The organism is Mycobacterium helveticum (genome assembly GCF_007714205.1).
GTDB lineage: Bacteria > Actinomycetota > Actinomycetes > Mycobacteriales > Mycobacteriaceae > Mycobacterium > Mycobacterium helveticum.
In genome coordinates this window covers 26,782-52,814 of the sequence record NZ_VMQU01000020.1, presented here as the reverse complement: position 1 = coordinate 52,814, position 26,033 = coordinate 26,782, and the positions used below count along the sequence as shown (strand labels likewise).

The following is a 26,033-nucleotide window of genomic DNA, read 5'->3' as shown; positions in this document are numbered from 1 at the left end:
CGCGACTGCCAGGCCTTGATCTCATCGACGACGACCTCGGTGATATTGGAGATCAATTCCCGCGACACGGCAGCCCCGTACACCTCGCCCAAGTGTGCCTCGATATCGCGGGTCGTCATTCCCCGTGAATACAGCGACAACACCACCGAATTGATGTTGTTGAGCCGGCGGGTCTTCTTCGGCACGATCGCCGGCTCGAACGAACCGTTGCGGTCACGCGGCACATCGATGCGGACCGGGCCGTTGACCGTAGTCACGGTTTTCGGCGTCGTGCCGTTGCGGGAATTGCCCGACCCGCGCCCAGCCGGGTCACCGGCCTCATAGCCCAGATGATGAGTCAACTCCGAATCCAGCGCACGCTCCAATACCGCCTTGGTCAACTGATTCAGCAAACCATCCGCGCCGTCGATAGGCGTCCCTGATTTCACCGCGTCTTTGATCAGCGAATCCAACGTCTCCGCGGTGAACGTCTCGGCCAGTCGCCGCGCTGCCGTCTTGTCCTCAGCCGGCGACTGCGTGGTCTTCGTCACAAAACACTCCTTCTGCTCCGCCCAACGGCGGTCCGATGATGGACCACCCCGGACTTACACAGATGGAATGACACGCCCGTCGACGCGATCGGCAACCCCATCTGCCGCTGGATATAGCCGATCAACCCCGCCGCGAACTGCAACTGCGGAACATAGACGTTGCAATACATCCGATCGATGCACTCCACCTCGAAGCGCACATGATCGCTCAAGACATCGCTGACAGATCGCGCTACGGTCATGATGGGCTCCGGCCTTTCGGGCGGCCAGTTAGGCCAACCAACCGCATAGACGGTTCATACACCGGATCGGGTTTCCCGGTCACGGTCTCACCCCGACCGGCCGGAGCCCCCATACCATCGGCGACCAAAGGCACGCCTTGTCGGGCTGGGGCGAAGCCCCGTTAGTCTTAATTCAGTGCGTCGATCAGGGCTTCGGTCGGTTCTACACCGCCAAGCTGTGCCTCAACGGCAACCATTGGGCCCAGCGCCAAGCAGCCAAGGCCGGGATCGGGTTCACCGCGCCGGACAACGGTTTTTCCGCGGTCGACGACGTCGACCCAGCGCCGCACCCACGCCTGCTGCAGGCGCTACTGACGTTCGGCTGCCAAACCAACGGGTTCACTAACCGCGATCTGCGCGCCCTGACCACCGCGCTACGCGGGCTCGATCCCGGCGCCATCACAACCGGACAGATCACCTACGACCTGCGCCGGCTCAAACTACCGCGGACTGATCACCCGCATCACGGCCTGCACACCGCCCACTTCCTCACCTGCGTCCATGACCGATTACTGCCCACAGGCGTGGCGCAGCTCGCAGACTTGACTCAAAATGCCGGCTGTGCAGGAACTAGCCAAGCTACGCCGAGTCCGGGACTGCGCCCGGAATCGGTGGCCCTACGGGCAGTTTCGGCTCGCCGGGAGTACGCAGGTGGTAGCGGTCGTAGGTTGATGCGATGGCCGACGATTTCAGCCTTCGCTATGGAGACCTGCTGACCGGCAGTTATGACTGCGTGGATCGGATCGTGCTCAATGCGTTCTACCCTCTCGGATATCAACCCGGCGGGTTGCGGGTGTGGTGGCGGCGCTGGCATGACGACAGCGACGAAGAGCTGGACAACACCCATTTGATGCGGCTGGCCGGCAGGTTCGCGCGACGGGTCAAAGCATGGGGCGCGGCCAACGATGTGCCGGTGATCTTCTGCAAGGCCGGTGAACGCAAGCACCGCATCGCCGAGCAGTATCTGGCCGAACACGAGGTCGGTATCGGGGTGTTTTTGGTGCTGGCGGCCAAGGCGCCGGCGCCGGTGTGGAAGGTGAAGCGGTCGGCGGCCGGGCGGATCGTGAACATCGAGAGGAGGCGCGAGTACGTCAACCACTATTCGTTTCACATCATGGACCCCGTCTGGGGGCACGTGACCATCAAGATGTCGGGGCATCCGCCGTTCGGCGCACAGGTCATGCTCAACGGCCACGAATATGTGGCCCGGCAGGCCGAGGCGGCAGGGATAGCATTCAGCAAGGTCGGCAACTGTTTCACCGCGGTCGCCGACCCGGTGGGCCTGGCTCGGATCGCAGATGCCTTGTCGCAGGAAGCGGCTGTAGGGCGGCTGAGCCAGGTCTGCCAGCGCTGGATCTACTCCGCGTGCCTGTGCTTCGCACTCGACCTCGACGAGCAGCAACGCAGCGGATTTGCTTACGGTTTCGCCGTCTATCAGCTCGAATACAGCCGCAACCTGATCTTCGCCGACGGATACCGCATGCAACAGGTCTTCGACGCGGTGGTGGACCGGACCCGCTCCCGCCTGGACGTGCCGAAAATACGCACCGTGTTCGGCACCGCGCAGCGTCCCCGCCGCACCCGCAGATCCTCCTCGGTGATTGAAGCCGCGATCGAGACACCTAGCTACTTCGACCTGAAAAAGTCGGCGCGTTGATCCGCGGTCGGCTGGTTCTGAGCCGGGAGGATGGCCTGAACCCCTTGGGCTAGAAGGGATTGAGGCCATCGTGTTTCGTACTTTAGGTGATCAGCCGTCGTTGTGGGAGTCGATCCTGCCCGAGGAGGTGCGGCGGCTGCCCGAGGAGTTGGCGCGGGTGGATGCGTTGTTGGACGATCCGGCGTTCTTTGCACCGTTTGCGCCGTTCTTCGACCCGCGGATCGGCCGGCCCTCGACGCCGATGGAGACCTATCTGCGGTTGATGTTCTTGAAGTTTCGCTATCGGCTGGGCTTTGAGAGTCTGTGCCGGGAGGTCTCGGACTCGATCACCTGGCGGATGTTCTGCCGGATTCCGCTGGAGGTGGCGGTGCCGCATCCGACCACGTTGATGAAGCTGACCACGCGCTGCGGGTCGGCGGCGGTGGACGGGCTCAACGAGACGCTGCTGGCCAAGGCGGCCGAAGCGAAGGTGCTGCGCACCAACCGGATCCGGGCCGACACGACAGTGGTTCCGGCCAATGTGGCTTATCCGACTGACTCGGGGCTGCTGGCCAAGGCGGTACGGCGGATCGCAACAACCAGCAAGCGGGTCCAGGCCGCTGGCGGCGCGGTGCGTACCGGGGTCCGCGACCGCTCCCGCGCGGCGGGCAAGCGCGCGCATGCGGTCGCGGCGAAACTGCGCTCGCGCGCCGCAGCGGGCCGCGAGGAGGCCACGGCCGCGGTGCTTAAAAGCACCGCTGAGCTGGCCGGATTGGCTCAGAAGGCGGCACGCGATGCCCAGCGGCTGTTGGTCAACGCCAAGCGGGCGGTGCGCCGGGCGAAGGCCAAAGCGGCCGAGATGCGTGAACGCGGTGAACACGATGCGGCCGCTGGCCGACGGCGCGGCCGGCTCGTGCGCGCGGTCAACGACCTGGCCAAGCTGGTAGCCGCGACCCGCCAGATCGTCGCACAGACCCGCCAACGGGTGTCCGGGCAGACTCCTGACGGCGCCACTCGGCGGGTCAGCCTGCACGACGGCGATGCCCGCCCGATCGCCAAGGGCCGCCTCGGACGACCGGTCGAGTTCGGATACAAGGCCCAGGTCACCGACAACGACGACGGGATCGTGCTCGACCACACCATCGAGGCGGGCAACCCGCCCGACGCCCCGCAACTGGCGCCCGCGGTCGCGCGGGTCACCAAGCGCACCGGGCGTACGCCCGCCACCGTCACCGCAGACCGCGGCTACGGCGAGAAACGCGTCGAGGACGCCCTGCACGACCTCGGTGTGCGCACCGTCGTGATACCCCGCAAAGGCAAACCCGGCCAGGCTCGTCAAGCCAAGGAACACCGACCCGCGTTTCGGCGAACAATCAAGTGGCGCACCGGCTGCGAAGGCCGCATCAGCACCCTCAAGCGTGGCTACGGCTGGGACCGCACCCGCATCGACAACACCGAGGGCGCCCGGATCTGGGCCGGGCATGGAATCCTGACGCACAACCTGGTCAAGATCAGCGCCCTCGCCGCGTGATCGACAGCGCCGAAGCCCCATTCACACGCAAAATTAGGCACAACCGGAACACCCGCTCAGCACGAGCGAGGGTTTTTCAGGTCGAAGTAGCTACGACCTGACCGTGTTCAAGCTGCACTTCGGGCGGCTGACCGGCAAGGCGTACACAAAAGGCGAACGCGTGCTTAGGTTCGAGGCGATCGTGCACAACACCGCGGAGTTGCGCTGTGGGCGGATGATCGAGCACTTCCCCGAGATCGTGTCTCAGCTGGCCGGTATCGCCGAACGGTTCTGCACCGCACTGGACTGCGTGGACACCGGATTCATCGCCGACGGTGTGCTCGACGAGCTGCCCACCGGATCCACGCTGGGCGCTACCCGGGTCGGCGGTGTCGACTTGAACAAGCAGCGGATGCGGGACGTGCTCTCGGCCGTGCTCGCGCTGGCCCCAGCGCCACGCGGGTTCACCGTCGGCGAGCTCGCTGCGAAGGTCCATGCGATGACCGGACGATCCGCTGCGGGATACACCATCCGGCAGGCGGCCTACGATCTGCGCAAACTCCGCGGCAAACAGCTCGTCGACAGACCGGGTCGCTCCCGCCGCTACCACGTCCCACCCGTCGCCGCGCGCACCATCGCCGCCCTGCTCACCCTCCGCGACCAGATCGTCGCCCCCATCCTCGCCGGGATCCGCAACCCGAGAATGGGTCGAAAACCCAAGGCCTGGAACAGGGTAGACCGCGACTACGAACAGATCCGCATCCACATGCAGACCCTCTTCGACGACCTCGCCCTCACCACCCCTGATCCACTAGCCGCTTGAGGATGCCCTCACCGCCGAGCAGCCCACATCACCAACAAATTGTCGAAACCTGATCCTCAAGCCGCTAGCCGCTGTTGCGCAGCGCGCTGGCCAGCCCGTTCATCGTCAACAGGATGCCGCGCTGCACCAACTCGTCGTCGTCGCCGCAGCGATAGCGGCGCAGCAGTTCCACCTGCAGATGGTTCAGCGGTTCCAGATACGGGAAGCGGTTGAACACCGAACGGGCCAGCGCCGGGTTGTCGGCCAGCAGGTCGCCCTGCCCCGTGATGAGCTTGTGCATGGCGATGGTTCGCTGGTGCTCGGCGACGATCTTGTCGAACACCCGGTGCCGCAACGACTCGTCGTCCACCAGTTCGGCGTAGCGGGCCGCCAGTCCCAGGTCGCTCTTGGCCAGCACCTGCGCCATGTTCGAGAGCACGCTGCGAAAGAACGGCCACCGGCGGTACAGGTCGTGCAGGGCCCGCACCCGCTCGTCCTGGGTCTCCGGGCCCGCCGCGATCCACCGCTCGAACGCCGTCCCGGTGCCGTACCAGCCCGGCAGCATCACCCGGGACTGGCTCCACGCCAGCACCCACGGGATGGCGCGCAGGTCGGCGATCGAGGAGGTGGGCTTCCGCGAGGTCGGGCGGCTGCCGATGTTCAGCGACCCGATCTCGCTGGCCGGGGTGGAGGCCATGAAGTACTCGACGAAACCCGGTGTCTCGTGCACCAGTTCGGCGTAGGCGCGCCGCGCCAGCGCGGCCACCTCGTCGAGCAGCGCGTACGCCGGCTCCGCCGCGTCGCCGAGGCCCTCCACGTCCAGCAGCGTCGACTCGAGCGTCGCCGCCACCAGGCTCTCCAGGTTGCGCCGCGCCGTGCGCGGCTCGGCGTATTTGGCGGCGATCACCTCCCCCTGCTCGGTGAGCCGCAGCGAACCGCTCACCGCACCCGGCGGCTGCGCCAGGATAGCCTGGTAGCTCGGACCGCCGCCGCGGCCGACGGTGCCGCCGCGACCATGGAAGAGCCGCAACCGTATTCCGGCCTTGCGGGCCACCTCCACCAGCGCGAGCTCGGCGCGGTAGACCGCCCAGTTGGCGGCCAGATACCCGCCGTCCTTGTTGGAGTCGGAGTAGCCGAGCATCACCTCCTGGCAGTCCCCCCGCGCGGCCACCAGCGCCCGGTAGAGGGGCAGCTCGAGCATGGCGTGCAGGGTCGCCGCCCCGTTGTGCAGGTCGTCGATCGTCTCGAACAGCGGCGAGATCGCCACCGGGCAGTGCGGTTGCGGCCCGGCGACGTCCAGCAGTCCGGCCTCCTTGAGCAGGATCGCGGCCTCCAGGACGTCGGACACCGACCGGCACATCGAGATGACGTAGTTGGGCACCGCGGCGGGGCCGTAGGTCCGGATCGCGTGGGCGGCGGCCGCGACGACGCCCAGCTCGCCGCGGGCCAGGTCGGACAGTCCCCCGCAAGCCGGTGGTGCCCCCAGCGCGCGCTCACCGACCAGCGGCCGGCGGGTTGCGAGCTCGCCGGCCAGCAGCGCGACCCGCTCCTGTTCGGGCAACGAGCCGTAGTCGGGGTGCACCCCCGCCCACGCCAGCAGCTCGGCGACCACCTGTTCGTGCACGTCGGAGTTCTGCCGCAGGTCCAGGCCGCACAGGTGAAACCCGAAGGCGTGCACACCTTCCCGCAGCAGCGCCAGGCGGTCGTCGGCCAGCAGCGCGCCGCCGTGCGACCGCAGCGAGGCGTCGATCGTGTCCAGGTCGGCCCGCAACTCGGCCGGCGTGCCGTAGGGCGCCAGGCCCAGGTCGAGCCCGTGTTGCGGGCGCCGGTCCAGGATGTGTGCGGTCGTGGCGGTGAGCCGCCCGCGGATCACCCGCAGCGCCCGCCGGTAGGGCTCGTCGGCGCGGGCCTGTTCCCGGCAGCCGTCGGCGAGTGCGGCCAGCGCGTCGGTGACGCGGACCAGCCGCGCCGACATCGACAGCTCCTGCTCGAGGTGCGTCAGCTCCGACAGGTAGTGGGCCAGTGCGGTGAACGCGGCGCTGCCGGTGGCCAGCCGCACGACGTCGGCGGTCACGTTCGGATTGCCGTCGCGGTCGCCGCCGATCCAGGAGCCGGGTTGCAGCAGGGGCCCCGACAGCAGGTCGGTGCCGGGCCAGCGGGCGCGCAGCGCGGCCCGGACCTCGGCGTTGACCTGCGGGATCACCTCGAACAACGCCGCCGGGTAGTACCGCAGCCCCACCTCGATCTCGTCGGAGATCTTCAGCCGCGACAACCGGATGAGCGCGGTCTGCCACAGCGTGAGGACGTGCCGGCGCAGTTCGCGTTCGATGCTGCGCCCGTCGGCGGTCTCGGTGCGCCCGTCGGCGTGCAGCCGCATCAGCTCGGTGATGCGGTGCTGGGTGACGAACACGGTGCGACGGCGTGTCTCGGTCGGATGGGCGGTGATCACCGGGGAGACCAGCGCGCCCCGCAACGCGTCGGCGACGGTGGCCGAATCCAGCTCGGCAGCTTCGAGTTTCGCGTACGTGGCAGCCAGGCTGCTGTCCTGCGGCGGGTCCCCGGCGGCGACGTGGACCGCGCGACGGCGCTCCCGGTGGATGTCTTCGGCGACGTTGGCCAGCAGCGCGAAATGGCTGAACGCCCGGATGACCGGGATGGCCCGGTGGATGTCGAGCCCGGAGAACAGGCGCGCCATGTCGGCCCGGTCGATCTCCGAGCGCCGCACCCGGAACGACTCCACCCGGGCGCGTTCCACGAGGTCGAACACCTCGTCGCCGTTCTGCTCGCGCACGGTGTCGCCGAGGATGGCGCCCAGCAGACGGATGTCGGCGCGCATCGGCTCGGTCGCCTCGCGGCCGACCAGGGTCCGTTGCACGGCGCCGATCGGTGCCAGTGCGGTGTCAGAAACCTCGACCATAGGTCCCAGTATCGGCGGGGAGGGGGCGGTCCGCCCGTCGAGCGCCCGACGGTGCAACCGGCGACGCATTACCGGCGCGTCGCGTCGTGGATTTCACGCTCGGCGTTGTCGCGCCGGAAGGTCAGCGGTATTTGATGAGCAGGGCCATCCCGACGATGCACACCAGCCAGATGCCGACGATGAACAGCGTCAAGCGGTCGAGGTTCTTCTCCACCACCGTCGACCCGGACAAGCTGGACTGCACACCCCCGCCGAACAGCGTCGACAGGCCGCCGCCCTTGGCGCGGTGCAACAGCACCAGCAACACCACCAGGATGCTGGTGACGACCAGCGTGATCCGCAGGGCCAACTCCATGGGACGCAGTTTAGCGGGTCGGGCGGGGCGGTTTCGGCGCCCCTACGGCAGCGGCCCGCCGGCGGCGATCGCCGCCAGCATCGCGAACTGCTCCCCGTCCAACGACGCCCCACCGACCAGTCCCCCGTCGATGTCGTCCCGGGCGACGAGCTCGCCGACGTTCTTGGCGGTCACCGAGCCCCCGTAGAGGACCCGCACGGAGTCGGCGACCCGCGGTGAGGCCAGCGAGCCCAGCTCGGCGCGGATGGCCGCGCACACCTCCTGCGCGTCGGCGGCGCCGGCCACCCGCCCGGTGCCGATCGCCCACACCGGCTCGTAGGCGATGACGACCTTGGCGATCTGCTCGGCCGACAGCCCGGCCAGCGAGCCGCGCAGCTGCTCGACGTTGTGGGCGACGTGGTTTCCGGCCTCGCGGACGTCGAGATGCTCGCCGATGCAGACGATCGGGGTCAGCTCGTTCTTGAGCGCGGCGGCGGCCTTGGCGGCCACCAGCGCGTCGTCCTCGTGATGGTAGGTGCGCCGCTCGGAGTGCCCGACGACGACGAAGGTGCAGCCCAGCTTGGCCAGGAAGGCACCGCTGATGTCGCCGGTGTAGGCGCCGGCATCGTGCTGGGACAGGTCCTGGGCGCCGTAGGTCAGCCGCAGCTTGTCGCCGTCGACCAGGGTCTGCACGCTGCGCAGGTCGGTGAACGGCGGGATGACCGTGACGTCGACCTTGTCGTAGTACTTGTCCGGCAACGCGAACGCGATCTTCTGGACGAGCGCGATCGCCTCGAAGTGGTTGAGGTTCATCTTCCAGTTGCCCGCGATCAGTGGCTTGCGGCTCACGAGTCTGCTGCCCCCTTGTTTTCGCCAGGCTGAGGCTGACTTAGCACCTCGATGCCCGGCAGCGTCTTGCCCTCCAGATATTCCAGCGAGGCGCCGCCGCCGGTGGAGATGTGCGAGAAGTCGCCCTCCGGGATGCCCAGGGCGCGCACCGCGGCCGCCGAGTCGCCGCCACCGACGACGCTGAACGCGCCCTTGCCGGTCGCCGCGGCGATCGCCTCCGCGACACCCCTGGTGCCCGCGGCGAACGCCGGGAACTCGAACACCCCCATCGGGCCGTTCCAGAACACGGTGCTCGCGTTGGACAGCAACGTCGCGAACCGTTTGACCGAGCCCGGCCCGATGTCCAGCCCTATCGCGTCGTCTCCGATGGCGTCGGCGGCGACGGTCCGCGGGGTCGCGTCGGCGGCGAACTTCTCGCCCACCACGATGTCCACCGGCAGCCGCAGCACGTCGTGATAGTCGTCGAGCAGCCTGCGGCAGGTCTGAACCATCTCTTCTTCCAACAACGACTTGCCCACCGAAAGACCCTGCGCGGCAAGGAAAGTAAAGCACATCCCGCCGCCGATGACGATGCTGTCGGCCTTGGTGGCCAGCGACTCGATGACGCCGAGCTTGTCGGACACCTTGGACCCGCCGAGTACCACCGCGTAGGGCCGTTTGGTGGAGCTGGTCAACTGCTCCAGCACCCGGATCTCCTCGGCCACCAGCGTGCCGGCGTAGTGCGGCAGCAGGGTGGCAACGTCGTAGACGGACGCCTGCTTGCGGTGCACCACCCCGAAGCCGTCGGACACGAAAGCGCCCGCGGGACCGACCAGTTCGGCCAGTTGCCGGGCCAGCGCCAGTCGCTCGCCGTCGTCTTTGCTGGTCTCGCGCGGGTCGAAGCGGACGTTCTCCAGCAACAGGACGTCGCCGTCGGTCAGGCCCTCGGCGCGGGCCAGCGCGTCGGCGCCGACGACCGGGGAACGATCGGAGCCGGCCATCTGCACGTGCCGGCCCAGCCGCTCGCCCAGCGCAGCGGCGACCGGTGCCAACGACAGCTTCGGGTCCGGACCGCCCCTGGGCCGGCCCAGGTGCGCGGCGACCACCACTTTGGCGCCGGCGTTCAGCAGTGCCGCCAAGGTGGGCACCGACGCCGCGATGCGGCCGGGATCGGTGATGGCGCCCTGCTGACCGGCGGAGTTGTCGAGCGGCACGTTCAGGTCGGAGCGCACCAGCACGCCGCGACCCGAAACACCTTCCGCCAGAAGGTTTTCCAGAGTGTGGATGGCCACGGTTACAGGGACTTGCCGACCAGGGCGACCAGATCGATGAGGCGGTTGGAGTAGCCCCACTCGTTGTCGTACCAGGACACCACCTTGGCCTGGTTGTCGATCACCTTGGTCAGCCCGGAGTCGAAGATCGAGCTGTGCGGGTCGGTGACGATGTCGCTGGAGACGATGGGTGCGTCGTAGTACTTCAGGATGCCCTTGAGCCTGCCGTCGGCGGCGGCCTTGAACGCCGCGTTGATCTCCTCGACGCCGGCCGCCTTGGACAGGTCGGCGGTCAGGTCGGTGACCGAGCCGGTGGGGATCGGCACCCGCAACGCGTAGCCGTCCAGCTTGCCCTTCAGCTCGGGCATCACCAGGCCGATCGCCTTGGCCGCACCGGTGGACGTCGGCACGATGTTCAGCGCGGCGGCGCGGGCGCGGCGCAGGTCCTTGTGCGGCCCGTCCTGCAGGTTCTGGTCCTGGGTGTAGGCGTGGATGGTGGTCATCAGGCCCCGGACGATGCCGAACTCGTCGTTGAGCACCTTGGCCAGCGGCGCGAGGCAGTTCGTCGTGCAGGAGGCGTTGGAGATGATGTTCTGGCTGCCGTCGTACTTGTCGTCGTTGACGCCGAGCACGATCGTGATGTCGGGGTCGGTGGCGGGCGCGGAGATGATGACCTTCTTCGCGCCGGCGTCCAGGTGGCCCTTGGCCTTGGCCGCGTTGGTGAACAGACCGGTGGATTCGACGACGACGTCGACGCCGAGGTCGCTCCACGGCAGCGCGGCCGGGCCCTCCCGGACCTCGAGCGCCTTGATCTTGCGGTCGCCCACGACGATGGTGTCCTCGCCCTCGAGGCCGACGTCGTAGGGCAGCCGGCCCAGGATCGAGTCGAACTTGAGCAGGTGCGCCAGCGTGTGGTTGTCGGTGATGTCGTTGACGGCGACCACTTCCATGTCCGCGGCACCCTGCGCCTGCTGCGCCAACAAAGCCCGGTAGAAGTTGCGCCCGATTCGGCCGAAGCCGTTGATGCCTACTCGGACCGTCACTATTCTCTCCCTGTCTCCCTGTGTCCCTGTGTTCCTGTGTCCGCCGATCAGCGCTTTGCCGTCAGCCTAGATCAGTGCCGCGCGCCGCCGGCTCACCGGTAGAAACCCGGGAACCCCGCCGCGGTCGGGCACCGCGCGCCACGCAGCCGAAAAGGCCCACAGGAATTCTTTCCGAATTTGTCCCGGCGGGCGCAACGGCGCCGCTTTATACCATGTTTGACAAGGCCCCCGGTAACCGAATCATGACTGCTTCGCATCGGTTTAATAGACGCCGCAATTGTCCGACAGAAAATAGTGGACAACCCGCACTACATTGGACGCGAGCGCGATTACCGCCCGGGGTGTCCCGGTGCGGCCGACGGCAACGACCACAGCGTGAAAGCTTCGGCCCAGGCGGGTTTCGGCGGCAGCCGGCACCGAGCGGCGCCGAGCGGAGCCGACCTTTTCCGGGGTTTCGGCGGCGCTTTTCGGTCGGCGGGCACCGGCAACGTCACCATTTGGAAACGGCGCGGTGCGGCGTGGCCCGTGCTGCGCGCCTGCTGCTGATAATCGTGTCGGTCGGCTAGACACCTCTGCGGTACGGCTAATGCGGTTCTGCTGCACCACTTGATTGCGAAATACCGAGCGCTCATAAAGGAGTCGACGTTGATGACGATCTTTGATCGGTTCAACATCAAAGTAGTTGCCGGCGCGGGATTGTGCGGGGCTGCTATGGCGTTGAGCCCCGAAGCGGCAGCCGCCCCGCTGAAAACCGGCGGCTACGCGTGCGTCCAGGATCAGGCGGGTGACGCCGCGGCCCCGGCCGCCGCCGGCGCTCCCGCCGCGGCCGGCGCGGCCGGCGCTCCCGGCGGCGTCTGCGCCAGCGCTCCGCTCACCGACATGGCCGGGGTCCCGGTGATCGCGCCCGGGCCGGTGGTGCCGGTGGGCGCCCCACTGATCGCCCTCGGGCCGCCGGTGCCGGCCGGTGCCCCGCTGCCCCTGGGCGCCCCGCTGCCCCTGGGCGCCCCGCTGCCGGTGGTGCCGGCCGGTGCCCCGCTGATCGCGCTCGGGCCGGTGCTGGCCGGGGCTCCCGTGGACGGCATCGCGGCCGCCCCGATCATCGACATGGCCGGTGCCAAGGATGCGCCGACCGGTCCGGCGCCGGCCGGCGGCCCGGTTCCCGGTCAGCCGGCGCTGCCCGGACCTTCGGGAGGCTGACGCCGACCCCCTCCGACTGAAACGGACCCGCTGGTTGCGACCAGCGGGTCCGTTGTTTGTATGTCTGGGTTGTTGTATGTCTGGGTTGTTGTATGTCTGGCAGTGTGTGTGGCCGGCAGCCGGCCCCGGCTATTCCTGCACGATCACCGGGTCGCCGACGTGGACCGTGTTGTAGTACCACTCCGCGTCGGCCGGGCTGAGGCTGATGCAGCCGTGGCTGACATTGTCGAGCCCGAGTGAGTTGATGGCCCACGGGGCCGAATGCACGAAAAGGCCACGGCTGGTGATGCGGACGGCGTAGTCCACCGGGATGCGGTAACCGTCTGGATCGTCGACGGGGACCCCGACGCTGCTCGAATCCATGATCACCGAGCGTTCCTTGGACAGGACGGTGTAGGAGCCGGTGGGCGTCGCAAACTCCGGCCTGCCCATCGAAGCCGGCAGCACGCCCTCTTGCCCCCAGTGCGGCCGGTGGTGCGGCGCCGGCAGCGGAGGAGGCGGATCGGCCTCGGCACCGTCGATGCTCACGGTGAACGTGTGGTCCGAGATGTTGGCGACGCCGACGACGGCGGGACCGGTTTGGAAGTCCAGGGAAAGGCCGTGCCGTCCACCCACCGACAGCGCCACCGTGCTGTGCGCCGGCCAGTACCGGCTGGGAACCCACTGCACGACGTTGCTGTCGAGCCATTCGAACCTGCCGGTCCTGGCGGGCGACGACGTGACGTCCACGGCGCGCTCGGCCGCGTGCCGTGCGGCCGGGCCGGCGACGGGCGCGCGGAACGTCACCACGACCGGGTGCGCGATGCCCACCACCTCGCCCCGCGTCGGCAGAACCGACGCGATGGCGAACCGGTCGGACTGGTTGGCCGCCGCCAGGCTGGCGCCGGCCGGCCCCGCAACCACGCTCGCAGCAACGCTCGCAGCAACGCCGATGACCCCGAGAACATCCCGAACAACTGCCCGCATGGCTCCAATCCCCGTGTAACTGACATCGTTGCAATAGTGATCGTAGGGGTGCCGTCGCGTGTGGAACCGCAAGGGCGCATTCGCGATTCGGTCAAGGCTGTGTCACGTTTCGGCTACGGCGGCCGGCTCAGCGCCGCTTGCGCGCCCAGCGCAGCGCCGCGTCGGCGGCGTGGTGGCCGCACAGCCCGTGGACACCGGCGCCCGGCGGCGTGGACTGCGAACACAGATACACCCCCGGTACGCCGGTCGCGTAGGGGTTGACCGCGACCCGCGGGCGGAACAGCACCTGCAGCCCGTCGTTGGCGCCGCCGATGATGTCCCCGCCGACGAAGTTGGGGTTGTAGGCCTGCAGGTCGGCGGTGCCCGTGCTGACGGTGGCGACGACGCGGTCGCGAAAGCCCGGGGCGAACCGCTCGATCTGCCCGACGACCGCGGCGGTGGCGTCGCCGTCGTAGCCGAAGGGCACGTGCGCGTAGGCCCAGACCGGGTTGAGGTTGCCCGCGCTGCGCGACGGGTCCGCCAGGTACTGCTGCCCCACCAGCACGAAGGGGCGCCGCACCATCGCGCCTTGTGCGCGTTGACGTTCGGTGTCGGCGACCTCGGCGAAGGAGCCGCCGAGGTGGACGGTGCCGGCGCGCCCGCAGTCGGGGTTCGTCCAGGGGACGTCGCCCTCGATGACGAAGTCGACCTTGAACGCCGACGCGCCCTCGCGGTAGCGCCGGTAGGAGCGTCTGATCCGGGCGGGCATGAGATCGCCGTAGAGGTCGTGGGCCTGCGCGGGGCTGAGATCGAGCATGACGATGTCGGCGTCGGGGATGTCGCGGCGGTCGGCGACGGTCACCCCGGTGGCCACGGCGCCGCCGTGCTCGGTCAGCGCGGCGGCCAGGGCGCGGGTGATCGAACCGGATCCGCCTTCGGCGACGGGCCAGCCGTAGCGGTGCCCGCTGGCCAGGATCATCAGCCCGAGCGACGCGGTCAGCGGCCGGTCCAGTCTGGTGTAGACGTGCGCGGCGGTGCCGCCGAACAGCGCGCGCGCCTGCTCGGTGCGAAACCAGCGGGCCATCGTGGTGGCCGGCAGCAGCGCGCGCGGACCGAAACGGGCCAGCCGCAGCGGGTGTCGCGGGACGTTGATCACCGGGCGGAGCAGATCCTGCGCCAGCGCGTCGAACCCCGCCGCGAGGTCCCCGACGGCGCGCCGCCACCGCGCCGCGTCGGGCCCCATGCGCTGCGTGGTCCGATCGATCGACCGGTACAGCACGCCGGCGGTGCCGTCGTCGAGCGGGTGGGCGCAGTCCACCTCGGGCCACTTCCACACCAGCCCGTGGCGCGCCAGGTCGATCTCCCGCCAGAACGGGGAGCCGACGCCGAGCGGGTGGAACGCCGAGCAGTGGTCGTGGACGACCCCGGGCACCGTCAGCTCGCCCGAGCGCGCTCCCCCGCCGACCGTGTCACGGGCCTCCAGCACCTGTACGTCGACACCGTGCCGGGCCAGGTGGATCGCGGCGGCGAGGCCGTTGGGGCCGGCGCCGACGACAACGGCCCTAGACATGGCAGGTCATCAGGTGGTGCGCTGCGCGGTGACGTGGACCGGGTAGTCGTCGCCGGGTTGCGGCCACGGCTGGCGGGTCAGCATGTCGGCGACGTCGACGTAGCCTTCTTCGATCAGGCCGGACTCGGCGTCGACGATGCGGTACGCCTGCCGCCGGGTCTGGATCGGCTGGCTTTCCAGGATGATCACCCGGACGTCTCCGTCGTCGAACCGGCAGCGCCGCTGCACGGCGGCGAGCAACTGCTCGTTGTGCAGGTGGCCTTCGCCGAAGTTCCACCCGATCAGCGGCCCGGCGACGATTTCGCCGTCGCGCAGGCTGTAGTCGGCCTCGTCGAGCCCGCGCAAGGCGCGCGGTATCAGCCCGTTGAGCGTCCGCCCGTGGGTGTGCATGGACCGCCACGCCATCAACTTGTCGATCACGAGTTCGGCCGTGGCCGGACCGTAAAGGCGGGCAAGCTGTTTGGGGACCAGCGCCGAGGACTTGGTGACGCTGGACTCGATCTTGTCCTCGGCGCCCCGGCGCAGGCACCAGGTGCTGGTAGCCCAGTTGCCGGCGTAGTAGCGCATCGCGGGCAGGAACGAGATCTGCCGGGGGAACAGGTTGCCCACGACCGGCACCACCACCAGCGCCGCGATCAGGATGGCCAGCAGCAGCGGGGAGCCGAGGTCGACGGCCCGGATCCCGGCGTAGTGGCCGAACAGGTAGAACAGCGAGAAAAGGAAGAACACGTTCCACTCCAACGGAACCCCCATCGGGATGGTGGAGGTGATGTTGAGGTGGAACAGCACCATGAACCCGATCAGGAACCAGGCCCACCGGTGACCGTCGGCGAAGAAGACCAGCACCAGGGGCACCAGGAATTCAGCGGTGGTGCCCCCGACGTGGGCCATGATCTTCGGCACCCGGGAGGGGCGCAGGTCGTCGACGGGGTCGAGGTAGAGCCGGTGCTTGAACCAGTTGAACGCCTTGCTGCGCAGCAGCGGGCTGTTGCTCATCATGACCGCGACCACGTAGGGGAAGTGGTGGTTGAGCTTGGAGGTCGCCGCGCCCCACCACAACGCCAGCATGATGATCTTGAAGGCGGCGATCTGGTCGGTGAACCCGAAGAAGAACACCAGCAGCGTCAGCCCGTAGTGCTCGCCGCGCGCGGCGAGGAAGATGGTCTTGTCGCGCAGGCCCAGCAGCGCCAGCGCGACGATCATCGGGACCACCAGCACGGGATCGATCAGGCCGATGTCATTGGAGGGGTCACCCGCGGCGGTGACCGGGCCGCCCGTACCCGGCGAGAGCAGGGCCCAGACCCCGGAACCCAGCACGATCGCATAGAGGGCGACGTCGACGACGGTGCGGTTGTCGCCAGCGGTCAACGGCACCCTACCCGGCCAGGGTGGCAGCCGAATCGTGTTGGGCCGCAACCAATACAGAAAACCACCGAACGGCGGCCAGAACCGGGCGGTCAGCGCTCCCGAACCGCAGCCCAAGCCCAGGATCTCGAACAGCAGCGTGAAGATGACGACTTTCTGGTAGACGATCGGCTGGGTCCACCAATCGGCGACGCGCCCGAGCCCGCCCAGCCCCGGCGTCAGCGAGATCACCGCGGCGGCACCGGCGCCGTAGGCGGCGATCTTGAACACGTAGAACAGGTACAGCGCGTAGGGGGTCCCGAAGCCGTGCTCGACCCAATGCCGGGCCATGATCTGCCGCCGCTCCGCGCGCGGCCGGGAGGGCCAGGTTTCGGGGTCGACGTCGGGGAACTCCGGTGCCATGAATCCCATCGGGCGTACGCGCCTACCGGACCGCGAACCGCACCTGCGCACCGCCGGCGACGCCGCCCGGGTCCTGCCGCGGGAAGCGCCGGTGCAGGTTCTCGATCAGACCGTCGAGGATCCGCCGGTCCTGTTCTTCGCCGTGGGCCGTCCGCCGCAAGCCGTAGGCGCGCTCGGCGTCGCCCCCCTTCTCGGCGGCGACGACGGCCCTGCGGCTTTCGTCGATCCGATGGTCGATGAGGCGGCGGCGCTGCAGCAGCAGACCCAGAAAATACTCGGCCTGGCGACGGTCGGCCGTCTCGGCCGCCACGGCCGCGGAGCCATCGGGCGTCACCCCGGTGGCGCCAACCCGCGGGGGCACGTCAGTCAGGCCGGCGAGGTCCATTCCGTCCCTCTCAACTGGGGTTTACCGTCGGGCGTGGGTAACCATAGCGCGCCGCACGCGGCCGGCACCATACGCGTGGACGTCAAGATACGCCGCCGCCGGGCCCGCCGCGGCGAGTTGCGCGGGAAAAGAAAACGCGGAGCAACCCCCCGACACCGGCCCGTTACGATCGGGGAACGCACCGTCGCCTCGATGCGGCCCGGCCCCGAGGTAACCCAACCCGAGGTAACCCAACCCGAGGAGCAACGTGACCGAAGACGCCGCGGACGTCGGGGACATCGACAAGTGGGATCCGGGACTGACGCAGCGCGTGATGGGCGTCATGCGTCCGGTGCTCAAGACCTACTTCCGCTGCCAGGTGCACGGTCTGGGCTCCTTCCCGCCCGGCGGCGCGCTGGTGGTCGGTAACCATTCCGGCGGCATGTTCCCGATGGACGTCCCGATCTTCAGCGCCGAGTTCTATGCGCGGTTCGGGTACGACCGGCCGGTCTACACGCTCAGCCACGACATCCTGATGGCGGGGCCCACCGGGCAGTTCTTCCGGCGCACCGGCTACATCCGCGCCAACCGGGAGAACGCCGCGGCGGCCCTGCGGTCCGGCGGCGTGGTGATCGTGTTCCCCGGCGGCGACTACGACGCCTGCCGGCCGACGTTGTCGGAGAACGTCATCGACTTCAACGGCCGCAAGGGCTACGTGCGCACGGCGGTCGAAGCCGGCGTGCCCATCGTGCCCGCGGTCTCGATCGGCGGGCAGGAGACCCAGCTCTACCTGTCCCGCGGCACCTGGCTGGCCGAGCGGCTCGGGGTGAAGCGCCTGCTGCGCAGCGCCATCCTGCCGCTGTCGTTCGGCTTCCCGTTCGGCCTCAGCGCGGTGATCCCGCCCAACGTGCCGCTGCCCACCAAGATCGTGACGCGGGTGCTGGAGCCGATCGACATCGCAGCGCGCTTCGGCGACGAACCCGACGCCGACGAGGTCGACGAGTACGTGCGCTCGGTCATGCAGCAGGGTCTCGACGAGCTGGCCGCCGAGCGCCGCTTCCCGATCCTGGGCTGAGCCGTGGACTCTCGCATCGGACAGGCCCTGGGCCTGCTGGGCACGTTGCGGCGCGCCGGACTGATCGCGCCGCTGCGCCCCGACCGCTACCTGAAGATCGCCGCCGCCATGCGGCGCGAGGGCATGGGCATGACGGTGGGCTTCGCCGGCGCGGCGCAGCGCTGCCCTGAGCGCCCCGGCCTGATCGACGAAATCGGCACGCTCACCTGGCGGCAGCTCGACGAGCGGATCGACGCGTTCGCCGCGGCGCTGCACGGGCTGCCATCCGGCGCGGCGCCCACCGGAAAGGCAGGCGTGGTCGGGGTCATGTGCCGCAACCACCGCGGCTTCGTCGAGGCGGTGGTGGCCGCCAACCGGATCGGCTCCGACGTGGTGCTGCTCAACACGTCGTTCGCCGGGCCGGCGCTGACCGAGGTGGTCAACCGCGAAGGGGTCGACACCGTCGTCTACGACGAGGAGTTCGCCGCGACGGTGGACCGCGCGCTCGCCGACATTCCGGCGGCCACCCGGATCGTGGCCTGGACCGACGGGCCGCGGGACGAACCGACGGTCGAGGGCCTGATCGCCGCACACACCGGCCGGCAACCGCAACGCAGCGGCCGCAAGGGCAGGATGATCCTGCTCACCTCGGGCACCACCGGAAGCCCCAAGGGCGCCAACCAATCCGGCGGCAACGCGGGAATCGGCACCCTCAAAACGATCCTGGACCGCACGCCCTGGCGCACCGAGGAACCCGTCGTGATCGTGGCGCCGATGTTTCACGCGTGGGGCTTTTCGCAGTTGGTGTTCGCCGCGACGATGGCGTGCACGGTGATCACCCGGCGCAAGTTCGACCCGGAGACGACGCTCAACCTCATCGACCGGCACAACGCGACCGGCCTCATCGTCGTCCCGGTGATGTTCGACCGCATCATGGAGCTGCCCGACGAGGTGCGAAAGCGCTACAGCGGCGAGTCATTACGGTTCGCGGCGGCATCGGGGTCCCGGATGCGCCCCGACGTCGTCATCGCGTTCATGGATCAGCTCGGCGACGTCATCTACAACAACTACAACGCCACCGAGGCCGGCATGATCGCCACGGCCACGCCGCAGGACCTGCGCGCGGCGCCCGACACCGCGGGCCGGCCCGCCGGCGGGACCGAAATCCGGATCCTGGACTCCGAATTCCACGAGCTGCCCCCCGGCGAGGTGGGCACCATCTCCGTGCGCAACGACACCCAGTTCGAGGGCTACACGGAGGGCTCCGCGAAAGACTTCCACGCCGGGTTCATGTCGTCGGGCGACGTCGGGTACCTGGACGCGGCCGGGCGGCTGTTCGTCGTCGGCCGCGACGACGAGATGATCGTCTCCGGCGGGGAGAACGTCTACCCCGTCGAGGTGGAGAAGACGCTGGCCGCACACCCCGGCGTGGCCGAAGCCGCGGTGATCGGCGTCGACGACGAGCAGTACGGCCAGCGGCTGGCGACGTTCGTGGTGCTGCAGCCGGGCAGGCCGGCGACCGCCGACGACCTCAAGCAGCACGTTCGGGAAAACCTGGCCAACTACAAGGTGCCCCGCGGGATCGCGATCGTCGACGAGCTGCCCCGCGGCAGCACCGGCAAGATCCTGCGCAACGAACTGCGGGCGAAGGGGCGCGGCTCGTGAGGTTCGCGCTGACCGGGCGGCTGCGCCGCCCGCGGCCCCTGGCCCGGGCCGCGCTGGAATTGGCCAACGCCGCCAACGGCTTCCGGCCGTTGGCCCGCAAGGGTTACCGGACCGTTCTGGTGTTCTGGTTCGGCTGGCCGACCTCGGAGGTGCCGGGCCTGTACTTCTCGGCCTCCCTGGTGGATGCGCTGCGCCGCGGCCGGCGCGGCGACTTCGCCGGGCCCCGGGGCCGGGCGGCGCTCGTCCTGACGGTCGCGTCGTGGGCGATCCTGGGGGCGATCCGCTACCGCGGCGTCACCACCCCCGGCCCCGTGCTCGAGGCCGGGCTGCGCGAACAACTCGGCCCCGACTACGCCAACGAGATCCTCGACCTCCCGGCGGCCTTCACCCGCCGCGGGCGCCGGATCCTGCCGCTGGCCAACACCGTCGCGCGCCGTCGCTACGTCGAGAAGACCAACGTGGTGCGCTACGGCCCGCACGGCCGCGCGAACCTCGCCGACGTCTGGCGGCGCCGCGACCTGCCGCGCGACGGGAAGGCACCGGTGCTGCTGCAGGTGCCCGGCGGGGCCTGGGTGATCGGGATGCGCCGTCCGCAGGCCTACCCGCTGATGAGCCACCTGGCGGCCCGCGGCTGGGTGTGCGTGTCGATCGGCTACCGGGTGTCCCCGCGGCACACCTGGCCCGACCACATCGTCGACGTCAAACGCGCGCTGGCGTGGGTGAAGGAGAACATCGCCGACTACGGCGGCGACCCCGACTTCGTCGCGATCACCGGCGGGTCCGCGGGCGGTCACCTGTGTTCGCTGGCCGCGCTGACCGCGGGCGACCCCGAATACCAGCCGGGCTTCGAGGACGCCGACACCTCGGTGGTCGCCGCGGTTCCGGTGTACGGGCGCTACGACTGGTTCTCCACTGAGGGCGACGGGCGTCGCGAATTCATAGGCCTGCTCGAGAAGTTCGTCGTCAAAAGGAAATTCGCGACGCACCGGCACGTCTACGTCGACGCCTCGCCGATCCGGCGGCTGCGCGCCGACGCGCCGCCGTTCTTCGTCCTGCACGGCCGCGACGACTCGCTCATCCCGGTCGGCGAGGCGCAGGAATTCGTCGACGAACTGCGCGCGGTGTCCAAGTCGCCGGTCGCCTACGCCGAATTGCCCGGCGCCCAGCACGCTTTCGACATCTTCTCGTCGCCGCGGGCGCACCAATCCGCCGAGGCGGTGGCCCGGTTTTTGTCCTGGGTCTACGCGACGACCTATCCGGATCGCGGCTAGCCGAAAAATCAGCCCGCAGCCGCCTCACCGCGATCGATGACCACCATACCCATCGGCGCCGCCTTCATCGGCTCCTGCACCAACGCATGACGGCGGTCGACGTCGGGGATGCAGATGGCGCTGACTCCGTCGGCCCCGCGAACTGCTTCGCGACGGACTGGACGACATCGACGACCATCTGCGCCACCGCAACGACATCGACGCCTACCGCACCCGCGACCGACACCTGCGCCCCTGGCTGTACCGCCCCACCGCCAGCACAGGACCCGGGCCCGGTCAGCGCCGGCTCGATGAGGTCGGCCATCTCGTCGATGTCGTTGGCCACCTCCGGGGTGGTCACGAAGCCGAGGTCGAGGTAGTCCGTGTAGGGTAAGCAGGTGACGTTCAGGGCGACGTCCAGCACCGGTCGACCCAGCACCGGTCGACCCAGCACCGGTCGACCCAGCACCGGTCGACCCAGCGGCACCAGCGAATCCAGCTTGGCGCCGGCCATGTACAGCGGCCACGGCGGCCCCGGCACGTTGGACACAACCAGGTTGATGGGGGCCAGGTTTCGCGACAGCCCGCTGGCGGTGTACGCCCGCGCGGCCAGCTGCAGCAGCCCGGGCGGGGTGGTCTCGGTCGACCCCATGATCTGATGCGCCGACAGCGCCTTGGCCCGAGGCGATCGATGCGCTCAGGACGTTCCCGTGTCTTTCACAGCAAGTCCCCCGTTTAGCACATCGGTGCTGTGGGCAACCGAGTCTGAATCGTCATCCGCTTCGGGAGGAGGACCGGGATTGAATGCATCGAATCATTCGGGTCGTCAGCGGTCCGAGGGCCAGTGGGCGTTGGCAGATCGGGCGCCGCTTAATGACAACGAACAGTTCAAGCACGACGACGCGCCGCTCAATGTGCGTGACCGCATCCTGAACACCTACGCTGCGGCGGGTTTCGACAGCATCGACAAGACCGATCTGCGGGGCCGGTTCCGCTGGATGGGTTTGTACACCCAGAGGGAACAAGGGTATGACGGCTCGTGGACCGGTGACGAGAACATCGACGTGATTGAGAGCCGCAACTTCATGATGCGGGTCCGCTCGGACGGTAAGGCGTTGTCGGCCGCCGCGTTGGCCGCCCTGGGGGAGATTTCCACAGAGTTCGCCCGCGATACCGCCGATATCGGGGACCGGGAAAACCTGCAGATTCATTGGGTGCAGATCGAAGACGTTCCCGAGATCTGGCGTCGGTTGGAGACGGTGGGCCTGTCGACCATCGAGGCGTGTGGGGATTGTCCGCGTGGCTTTCACGGCTCGCCGCTGGCTGGTGAGTCTGTCGATGAGGTGCTCGACGCGACCCCGGCGATCGACGAGATCGTCCGGCGGTTTCTGGATAACCCGGAGTACGCGAATCTGCCGCGTAAATACAAGACCGCGATTTCGGGTTTGCAGGACGTCTCCCACGAAACCCACGATGTGGCGTTTATCGGGGTTGACCATCCCGAGCACGGCCCGGGGACGGACGTGTGGGTCGGTGGCGGGTTGTCCACCAATCCGATGCTCGCCCAGCGATTAGGGGCCTGGGTTCCGCTGGACGAGGTGCCCGATGTGTGGGAGGCGGTGACTGCGCTGTTTCGTGACTATGGTTACCGTCGGCTGCGTTCCAAGGCGCGAATGAAGTTTCTGGTCAAGGACTGGGGTGTGGAGAAATTCCGCCACATCCTGCAAACCGAGTACCTGCACCGCTCGCTTCGTGACGGCCCGGCCCCCGAGCCGCCGGCTTTCCCGATCGACCATGTCGGTGTGCAGCGGCAAAAAAACGGCCACAATGCGATCGGGGTCGCCCCGATCGCCGGACGGGTTTCTGGCACCATCTTGTCGGCGGTGGCCGATCTGATGGGGAAAGCCGGCTCGGACCGGGCCCGGTTGAGTCCGTATCAGAAATTGATCGTGCTCGATGTGCCCGACGACAAACTTGACGACACACTGGCCGGCCTCGACGCCCTGGGCCTGCCGCGGCAGCCGTCACGCTGGCGGAAAAATCTGATGGCCTGCAGTGGGATTGAATTCTGCAAATTGTCTTTCACCGAGACACGGGTCCGAGCCCAAACCTTGGTCCCCGAACTGGAGCGCCGTCTGGCCGATCTCAACAGCGCGCTAGACGTGCCGATCAGCGTGCACCTCAACGGGTGCCCGAATTCGTGCGCCCGGGTGCAGATCGCCGACATCGGCTTCAAGGGCCAAATGGTCGACGACGGTCACGGCGGGGCGGTGGAAGGCTTTCAGGTGCATCTCGGCGGCAGCGTTGGCGCGGGTGCCGAGTTCGGGCGAAAACTGCGCCAGCACAAGGTGTTCAGCACCGATCTCGGCGACTACATCGACCGCGTGGTGCGCAACTTCATCGATCAGCGCCAGGACGGCGAACGATTCGCGCAGTGGGCGCTGCGCGCCGACGAAGAGGATCTGCGATGAGTCAACACACCGACAGCTGGACCGAGGTCCAGTTGCGCGACCTGGCCGCCCGCGGCGCGGCCGAACTCGACGGCGCCGACGCGACCGACCTGCTGCGCTGGACGGATGCGCAGTTCGGCGAGCATTACGTCGTCGCGTCGAACATGCAGGACGCGGTGCTCATCGACCTGGCCGCTGCCGTGCGCCCGGGTGTGCCGGTGCTCTACATCGACACCGGCAACGAATTCAGCGAAACCCTCGGCATGCGTGACGCGGTCGCGGCCAACTACGACGTGCGGATGCTGACCATCGGTCCCGAACCGTCGGTGCTGGCTCTGGGAACGAGCCTGTGCCACACCGATCCCAACGAGTGCTGCCGGTTGCGCAAGGTCGTCCCGTTGACCAAAGCACTGCCCGAACACGGATTTCGTGCCTGGGTGACCGGGCTCCGGCGGGTCGACGCGCCCACTCGCGCCGACGCCCCGCTGATCAGCTTCGACGAGACGTTCGGCTTGCTCAAGGTCAATCCGTTGGCCGCCTGGACCGATGACGACATGCAGCGCTATATCACGGAACACACGGTGCTGGTCAATCCCCTTATAGAAGAGGGCTACACGTCGATCGGGTGCGCACCGAACACCACGAAGCCGGCGCCGGGCGCCGACAAACGTAGCGGACGTTGGCAGGGATTGAACAAGACCGAGTGCGGGCTACACGTCCCGAAAGCACCGTGAATCACCGTCGTCGAAGGGAAATTCGGTGGTGATGCGTCCCTTTTACATTGCGATCGTCGGCTCCGGCCCGTCGGCATTCTTCGCCGCGGCGTCGCTGTTGAAGGCCGCCGACGCGTCGGAGGACTTCGACGTGGTGGTCGACATGCTGGAGATGTTGCCGACCCCGTGGGGTTTGGTGCGCTCGGGGGTGGCGCCGGATCATCCCAAGATCAAGTCCGTCAGCAAGCAGTTCGAAAAGACTGCCGAGGATCCGCGCTTCCGGTTTTTCGGGAATGTCGCGGTGGGCCAACACATCAGCGTGGATGAGCTCGCCCGGCAGTACGACGCCGTGATCTATGCCGTCGGCGCGCAATCTGATCGGCCGCTCAACATTCCCGGGGAACACCTGGTCGGGAGTGTGGCCGCGGTCGACTTCGTGGGTTGGTACAACGCCCACCCGAACTTCGCACAGATGGCACCCGACCTGTCCGGGGCGCGGGCTGTCGTGGTCGGCAACGGCAATGTCGCCCTGGACGTGGCACGCATGCTGGTGACCGACCCGGACGTGCTCGCGAGCACCGACATCGCCGATCATGCGCTGGAATCGCTGCGACCCTGCGGAGTGCGCGAAGTGCTGATCGTGGGCCGGCGCGGCCCGTTACAGGCCGCGTTCACCACACTGGAGCTGCGCGAATTGGGCGAGCTGGACGGCGTCGACGTCATCGTCGACCCGGCCCAGCTGGCGGTCGACGACGACGATGTCGCCGCGGCGAGCAAGACCGTCAAGAGCAACGTGGCCGTGCTACGCAAATACGCCGCCCGCCAGCCCCATCCCGGCTACCGCCGCATCGTCTTCCGCTTCCTGAGCTCGCCCATCGAGATCCGCGGCAACGGCAAAGTCGAGCAGATCGTGCTGGGCCGTAACGAGCTGGTCCGCGACGACAACGGCGCGATGGTGGCCAAGGACACCGGCGCACGCGAAACCCTGTCCGCCCAACTCATCGTCCGAGCGGTCGGTTACCGCGGCATCCCCATCGCCGGGCTGCCGTTCGACGACCGCAGTGGCACCATCCCCAACACCAACGGCAAGGTCGCGGGCACCCGCAACGCCTACGTCGTCGGCTGGATAAAACGCGGACCCACCGGGGTGATCGGCACCAACAAGAAAGATTCCCAAGAAACCGTCGACACGCTGCTCAACGACCTGCGTGCTGCCAAAGATTCCGGGCTCGCCGAGTTCGGCGCCGACCACGCCGACCAACTCGCCACCTGGCTGGCCGCACGCCGACCGCAACTGGTCACCACCGCACACTGGAAGCTCATCGACGCCTACGAGCGAAAAGCCGGTCAGTCCTGCGGCAGGCCCCGCGTCAAGCTGTCCGCCATTGCCGAAATGCTGCGGGTTGGCCACGATTGACCCGGTCATACCACCGTATCGCTCACCGTGAGCTGAAAAGGAAGGCAAAATCCGTGACGTTTGTGATTACCGAACCCTGCATCGACGTTAAAGACAAGAGTTGCGTCGACGAATGTCCCGTCGACTGTATCTACGAGGGTCAACGCATGCTCTACATCCAGCCCGACGAGTGCATCGATTGCGCCGCCTGCGAGCCGGTGTGCCCGGTCGAAGCCATCTATGTCGACGAAGACGTCCCGGAGGAGTGGAGCGACTACACCCAGATCAACGCCGACTTCTTCGCCCAGCTCGGCTCTCCCGGCGGCGCAGCCCGGGTCGGAATGACCGACAACGACCCGGACCCGATCAAAAATAAGGACCCCGCAAAGTAGGCGTCACTCATATTGCGAATGTAACTGATTGTGCTACATACACTTCGCCCGCGGTCACTCGCCTCGCCGGCCAGTGCCCGCGCGCCGTACCCTGCTGCGCGCACTGTTGTGTTGTCCG

Annotated in this window: 23 protein-coding genes and 1 pseudogene; 12 read left to right on the top strand and 12 right to left on the bottom strand. The window is 68.3% G+C overall.

Features of this window, described 5'->3' with window-relative positions:
• Positions 1 to 479, bottom strand: a 479-nt coding sequence (locus FPZ47_RS07085) for a transposase (protein WP_246859829.1), incomplete at its 3' end; no start/stop codon positions are given.
• A gap of 47 nt (positions 480 to 526) precedes the next feature.
• Positions 527 to 772 (bottom strand): hypothetical protein, encoded by a 246-nt coding sequence (locus FPZ47_RS07080; RefSeq protein ID WP_144950043.1) that lies wholly within the window; start codon positions 770 to 772, stop codon positions 527 to 529.
• A gap of 137 nt (positions 773 to 909) precedes the next feature.
• On the opposite strand from FPZ47_RS07080, the gene FPZ47_RS07075 reads away from it, so the two are divergent.
• From FPZ47_RS07075 to FPZ47_RS07060, 4 genes are all read left to right on the top strand, one after another.
• Positions 910 to 1,527, top strand: a complete 618-nt coding sequence (locus FPZ47_RS07075) for a hypothetical protein (RefSeq protein ID WP_144950045.1) — start codon at positions 910 to 912, stop codon at positions 1,525 to 1,527.
• Positions 1,488 to 2,468: a hypothetical protein gene (locus FPZ47_RS07070; RefSeq protein ID WP_144950047.1), complete on the top strand. Its 981-nt coding sequence runs from the start codon at positions 1,488 to 1,490 to the stop codon at positions 2,466 to 2,468. Before FPZ47_RS07075 ends, FPZ47_RS07070 begins: the two co-directional genes overlap by 40 nt.
• Positions 2,469 to 2,538: 70 nt before the next feature.
• Positions 2,539 to 3,978 carry an ISNCY family transposase gene (locus FPZ47_RS07065; RefSeq protein ID WP_144950049.1) on the top strand — a complete coding sequence of 480 codons (1,440 nt, stop codon included), beginning with the start codon at positions 2,539 to 2,541 and terminating at the stop codon, positions 3,976 to 3,978.
• Positions 3,979 to 4,081: 103 nt separating this feature from the next.
• Positions 4,082 to 4,780, top strand: a complete 699-nt coding sequence (locus FPZ47_RS07060) for a hypothetical protein (RefSeq protein ID WP_144950051.1) — start codon at positions 4,082 to 4,084, stop codon at positions 4,778 to 4,780.
• Positions 4,781 to 4,844: 64 nt separating this feature from the next.
• Here the strand turns inward: FPZ47_RS07060 and ppc are convergent, their stop codons facing one another.
• The 5 genes from ppc to gap all read right to left on the bottom strand — a co-directional run bounded on the left by ppc (position 4,845) and on the right by gap (position 11,152).
• The gene (gene ppc, locus FPZ47_RS07055; RefSeq protein WP_144950053.1) at positions 4,845 to 7,676 is read right to left on the bottom strand and encodes a phosphoenolpyruvate carboxylase; all 2,832 of its coding nucleotides are present in this window, start codon (positions 7,674 to 7,676) and stop codon (positions 4,845 to 4,847) included.
• Positions 7,677 to 7,797: 121 nt separating this feature from the next.
• Entirely contained in the window at positions 7,798 to 8,031 is a 234-nt protein-coding gene (secG, locus tag FPZ47_RS07050) for a preprotein translocase subunit SecG (RefSeq protein WP_144950055.1), read from the bottom strand.
• 42 nt (positions 8,032 to 8,073) lie between these two features.
• Complete coding sequence (gene tpiA / locus FPZ47_RS07045) at positions 8,074 to 8,859, bottom strand: triose-phosphate isomerase (protein ID WP_144950057.1); 786 nt, start codon at positions 8,857 to 8,859, stop codon at positions 8,074 to 8,076.
• The gene (locus tag FPZ47_RS07040; protein ID WP_144950059.1) at positions 8,856 to 10,130 is read right to left on the bottom strand and encodes a phosphoglycerate kinase; all 1,275 of its coding nucleotides are present in this window, start codon (positions 10,128 to 10,130) and stop codon (positions 8,856 to 8,858) included. The genes tpiA and FPZ47_RS07040 overlap by 4 nt, the downstream gene beginning before the upstream one ends.
• 2 nt (positions 10,131 to 10,132) lie before the next feature.
• Entirely contained in the window at positions 10,133 to 11,152 is a 1,020-nt protein-coding gene (gap, locus tag FPZ47_RS07035; protein WP_144950061.1) for a type I glyceraldehyde-3-phosphate dehydrogenase, read from the bottom strand.
• Positions 11,153 to 11,800: 648 nt separating this feature from the next.
• Between gap and FPZ47_RS07030 the strand changes: the two genes are divergently transcribed.
• Complete coding sequence (locus FPZ47_RS07030) at positions 11,801 to 12,349, top strand: hypothetical protein (RefSeq protein ID WP_145039376.1); 549 nt, start codon at positions 11,801 to 11,803, stop codon at positions 12,347 to 12,349.
• Positions 12,350 to 12,478: 129 nt separating this feature from the next.
• Here FPZ47_RS07030 and FPZ47_RS07025 read toward each other — a convergent pair whose 3' ends face one another.
• The 4 genes from FPZ47_RS07025 to FPZ47_RS28290 form a co-directional block, all read right to left on the bottom strand.
• Complete coding sequence (locus FPZ47_RS07025) at positions 12,479 to 13,315, bottom strand: L,D-transpeptidase (protein ID WP_144950065.1); 837 nt, start codon at positions 13,313 to 13,315, stop codon at positions 12,479 to 12,481.
• A 127-nt stretch (positions 13,316 to 13,442) separates the two neighbouring features.
• A complete protein-coding gene (locus FPZ47_RS07020) occupies positions 13,443 to 14,864 on the bottom strand; it encodes a phytoene desaturase family protein (RefSeq protein WP_144950067.1) in 1,422 nt (473 codons plus the stop codon).
• 9 nt (positions 14,865 to 14,873) lie between these two features.
• Positions 14,874 to 16,640, bottom strand: a complete 1,767-nt coding sequence (locus FPZ47_RS07015) for a DUF3556 domain-containing protein (RefSeq protein WP_144950069.1) — start codon at positions 16,638 to 16,640, stop codon at positions 14,874 to 14,876.
• Positions 16,641 to 16,653: 13 nt separating this feature from the next.
• Positions 16,654 to 17,016 carry a hypothetical protein gene (locus tag FPZ47_RS28290; RefSeq protein WP_168209380.1) on the bottom strand — a complete coding sequence of 121 codons (363 nt, stop codon included), beginning with the start codon at positions 17,014 to 17,016 and terminating at the stop codon, positions 16,654 to 16,656.
• Positions 17,017 to 17,329: 313 nt separating this feature from the next.
• On the opposite strand from FPZ47_RS28290, the gene FPZ47_RS07005 reads away from it, so the two are divergent.
• From FPZ47_RS07005 to FPZ47_RS06995, 3 genes are read left to right on the top strand one after another with little or no spacing between them, the layout of a single operon-like run.
• Entirely contained in the window at positions 17,330 to 18,070 is a 741-nt protein-coding gene (locus FPZ47_RS07005) for a lysophospholipid acyltransferase family protein (protein WP_144950125.1), read from the top strand.
• A gap of 3 nt (positions 18,071 to 18,073) precedes the next feature.
• A complete protein-coding gene (fadD12, locus tag FPZ47_RS07000; RefSeq protein ID WP_144950071.1) occupies positions 18,074 to 19,714 on the top strand; it encodes an acyl-CoA ligase FadD12 in 1,641 nt (546 codons plus the stop codon).
• An 8-nt stretch (positions 19,715 to 19,722) separates the two neighbouring features.
• Positions 19,723 to 20,985 (top strand): alpha/beta hydrolase, encoded by a 1,263-nt coding sequence (locus FPZ47_RS06995; RefSeq protein ID WP_425461755.1) that lies wholly within the window; start codon positions 19,723 to 19,725, stop codon positions 20,983 to 20,985.
• A 277-nt stretch (positions 20,986 to 21,262) separates the two neighbouring features.
• Here FPZ47_RS06995 and FPZ47_RS06990 read toward each other — a convergent pair.
• A pseudogene (locus tag FPZ47_RS06990) lies at positions 21,263 to 21,643 on the bottom strand (WS/DGAT domain-containing protein); the annotation flags it as partial.
• 121 nt (positions 21,644 to 21,764) lie between these two features.
• Here FPZ47_RS06990 and FPZ47_RS06985 point away from each other — a divergent pair.
• From FPZ47_RS06985 to fdxA, 4 genes are read left to right on the top strand one after another with little or no spacing between them, the layout of a single operon-like run.
• The gene (locus FPZ47_RS06985) at positions 21,765 to 23,435 is read left to right on the top strand and encodes a nitrite/sulfite reductase (protein WP_144950127.1); all 1,671 of its coding nucleotides are present in this window, start codon (positions 21,765 to 21,767) and stop codon (positions 23,433 to 23,435) included.
• Positions 23,432 to 24,148, top strand: coding sequence for a phosphoadenylyl-sulfate reductase (locus tag FPZ47_RS06980; protein WP_144950075.1), 717 nt, complete (start codon positions 23,432 to 23,434; stop codon positions 24,146 to 24,148). The genes FPZ47_RS06985 and FPZ47_RS06980 overlap by 4 nt, the downstream gene beginning before the upstream one ends.
• A 31-nt stretch (positions 24,149 to 24,179) precedes the next feature.
• Positions 24,180 to 25,544, top strand: coding sequence for an FAD-dependent oxidoreductase (locus FPZ47_RS06975; RefSeq protein WP_144950077.1), 1,365 nt, complete (start codon positions 24,180 to 24,182; stop codon positions 25,542 to 25,544).
• Between the two features lie 53 nt (positions 25,545 to 25,597).
• A complete protein-coding gene (gene fdxA, locus FPZ47_RS06970) occupies positions 25,598 to 25,915 on the top strand; it encodes a ferredoxin (protein ID WP_144950079.1) in 318 nt (105 codons plus the stop codon).
• The last annotated feature ends 118 nt before the right edge of the window (positions 25,916 to 26,033 follow it).

What these genes read in the sequence shown, in the direction of transcription:
- ppc (WP_144950053.1), bottom strand. Translation starts at nt 7,676, where the DNA reads ATGGTCGAGGTTTCTGACACCGCACTGGCACCGATCGGCGCCGTGCAA.
- FPZ47_RS07025 (WP_144950065.1), bottom strand. Translation starts at nt 13,315, where the DNA reads ATGCGGGCAGTTGTTCGGGATGTTCTCGGGGTCATCGGCGTTGCTGCG.
- FPZ47_RS07020 (WP_144950067.1), bottom strand. Translation starts at nt 14,864, where the DNA reads ATGTCTAGGGCCGTTGTCGTCGGCGCCGGCCCCAACGGCCTCGCCGCC.
- FPZ47_RS07080 (WP_144950043.1), bottom strand. Translation starts at nt 772, where the DNA reads ATGACCGTAGCGCGATCTGTCAGCGATGTCTTGAGCGATCATGTGCGC.
- FPZ47_RS07070 (WP_144950047.1), top strand. Translation starts at nt 1,488, where the DNA reads ATGGCCGACGATTTCAGCCTTCGCTATGGAGACCTGCTGACCGGCAGT.
- secG (WP_144950055.1), bottom strand. Translation starts at nt 8,031, where the DNA reads ATGGAGTTGGCCCTGCGGATCACGCTGGTCGTCACCAGCATCCTGGTG.
- FPZ47_RS07005 (WP_144950125.1), top strand. Translation starts at nt 17,330, where the DNA reads ATGGGCGTCATGCGTCCGGTGCTCAAGACCTACTTCCGCTGCCAGGTG.
- FPZ47_RS07030 (WP_145039376.1), top strand. Translation starts at nt 11,801, where the DNA reads ATGACGATCTTTGATCGGTTCAACATCAAAGTAGTTGCCGGCGCGGGA.
- FPZ47_RS06980 (WP_144950075.1), top strand. Translation starts at nt 23,432, where the DNA reads ATGAGTCAACACACCGACAGCTGGACCGAGGTCCAGTTGCGCGACCTG.
- FPZ47_RS07015 (WP_144950069.1), bottom strand. Translation starts at nt 16,640, where the DNA reads ATGGGATTCATGGCACCGGAGTTCCCCGACGTCGACCCCGAAACCTGG.
- FPZ47_RS28290 (WP_168209380.1), bottom strand. Translation starts at nt 17,016, where the DNA reads ATGGACCTCGCCGGCCTGACTGACGTGCCCCCGCGGGTTGGCGCCACC.
- FPZ47_RS06975 (WP_144950077.1), top strand. Translation starts at nt 24,180, where the DNA reads ATGCGTCCCTTTTACATTGCGATCGTCGGCTCCGGCCCGTCGGCATTC.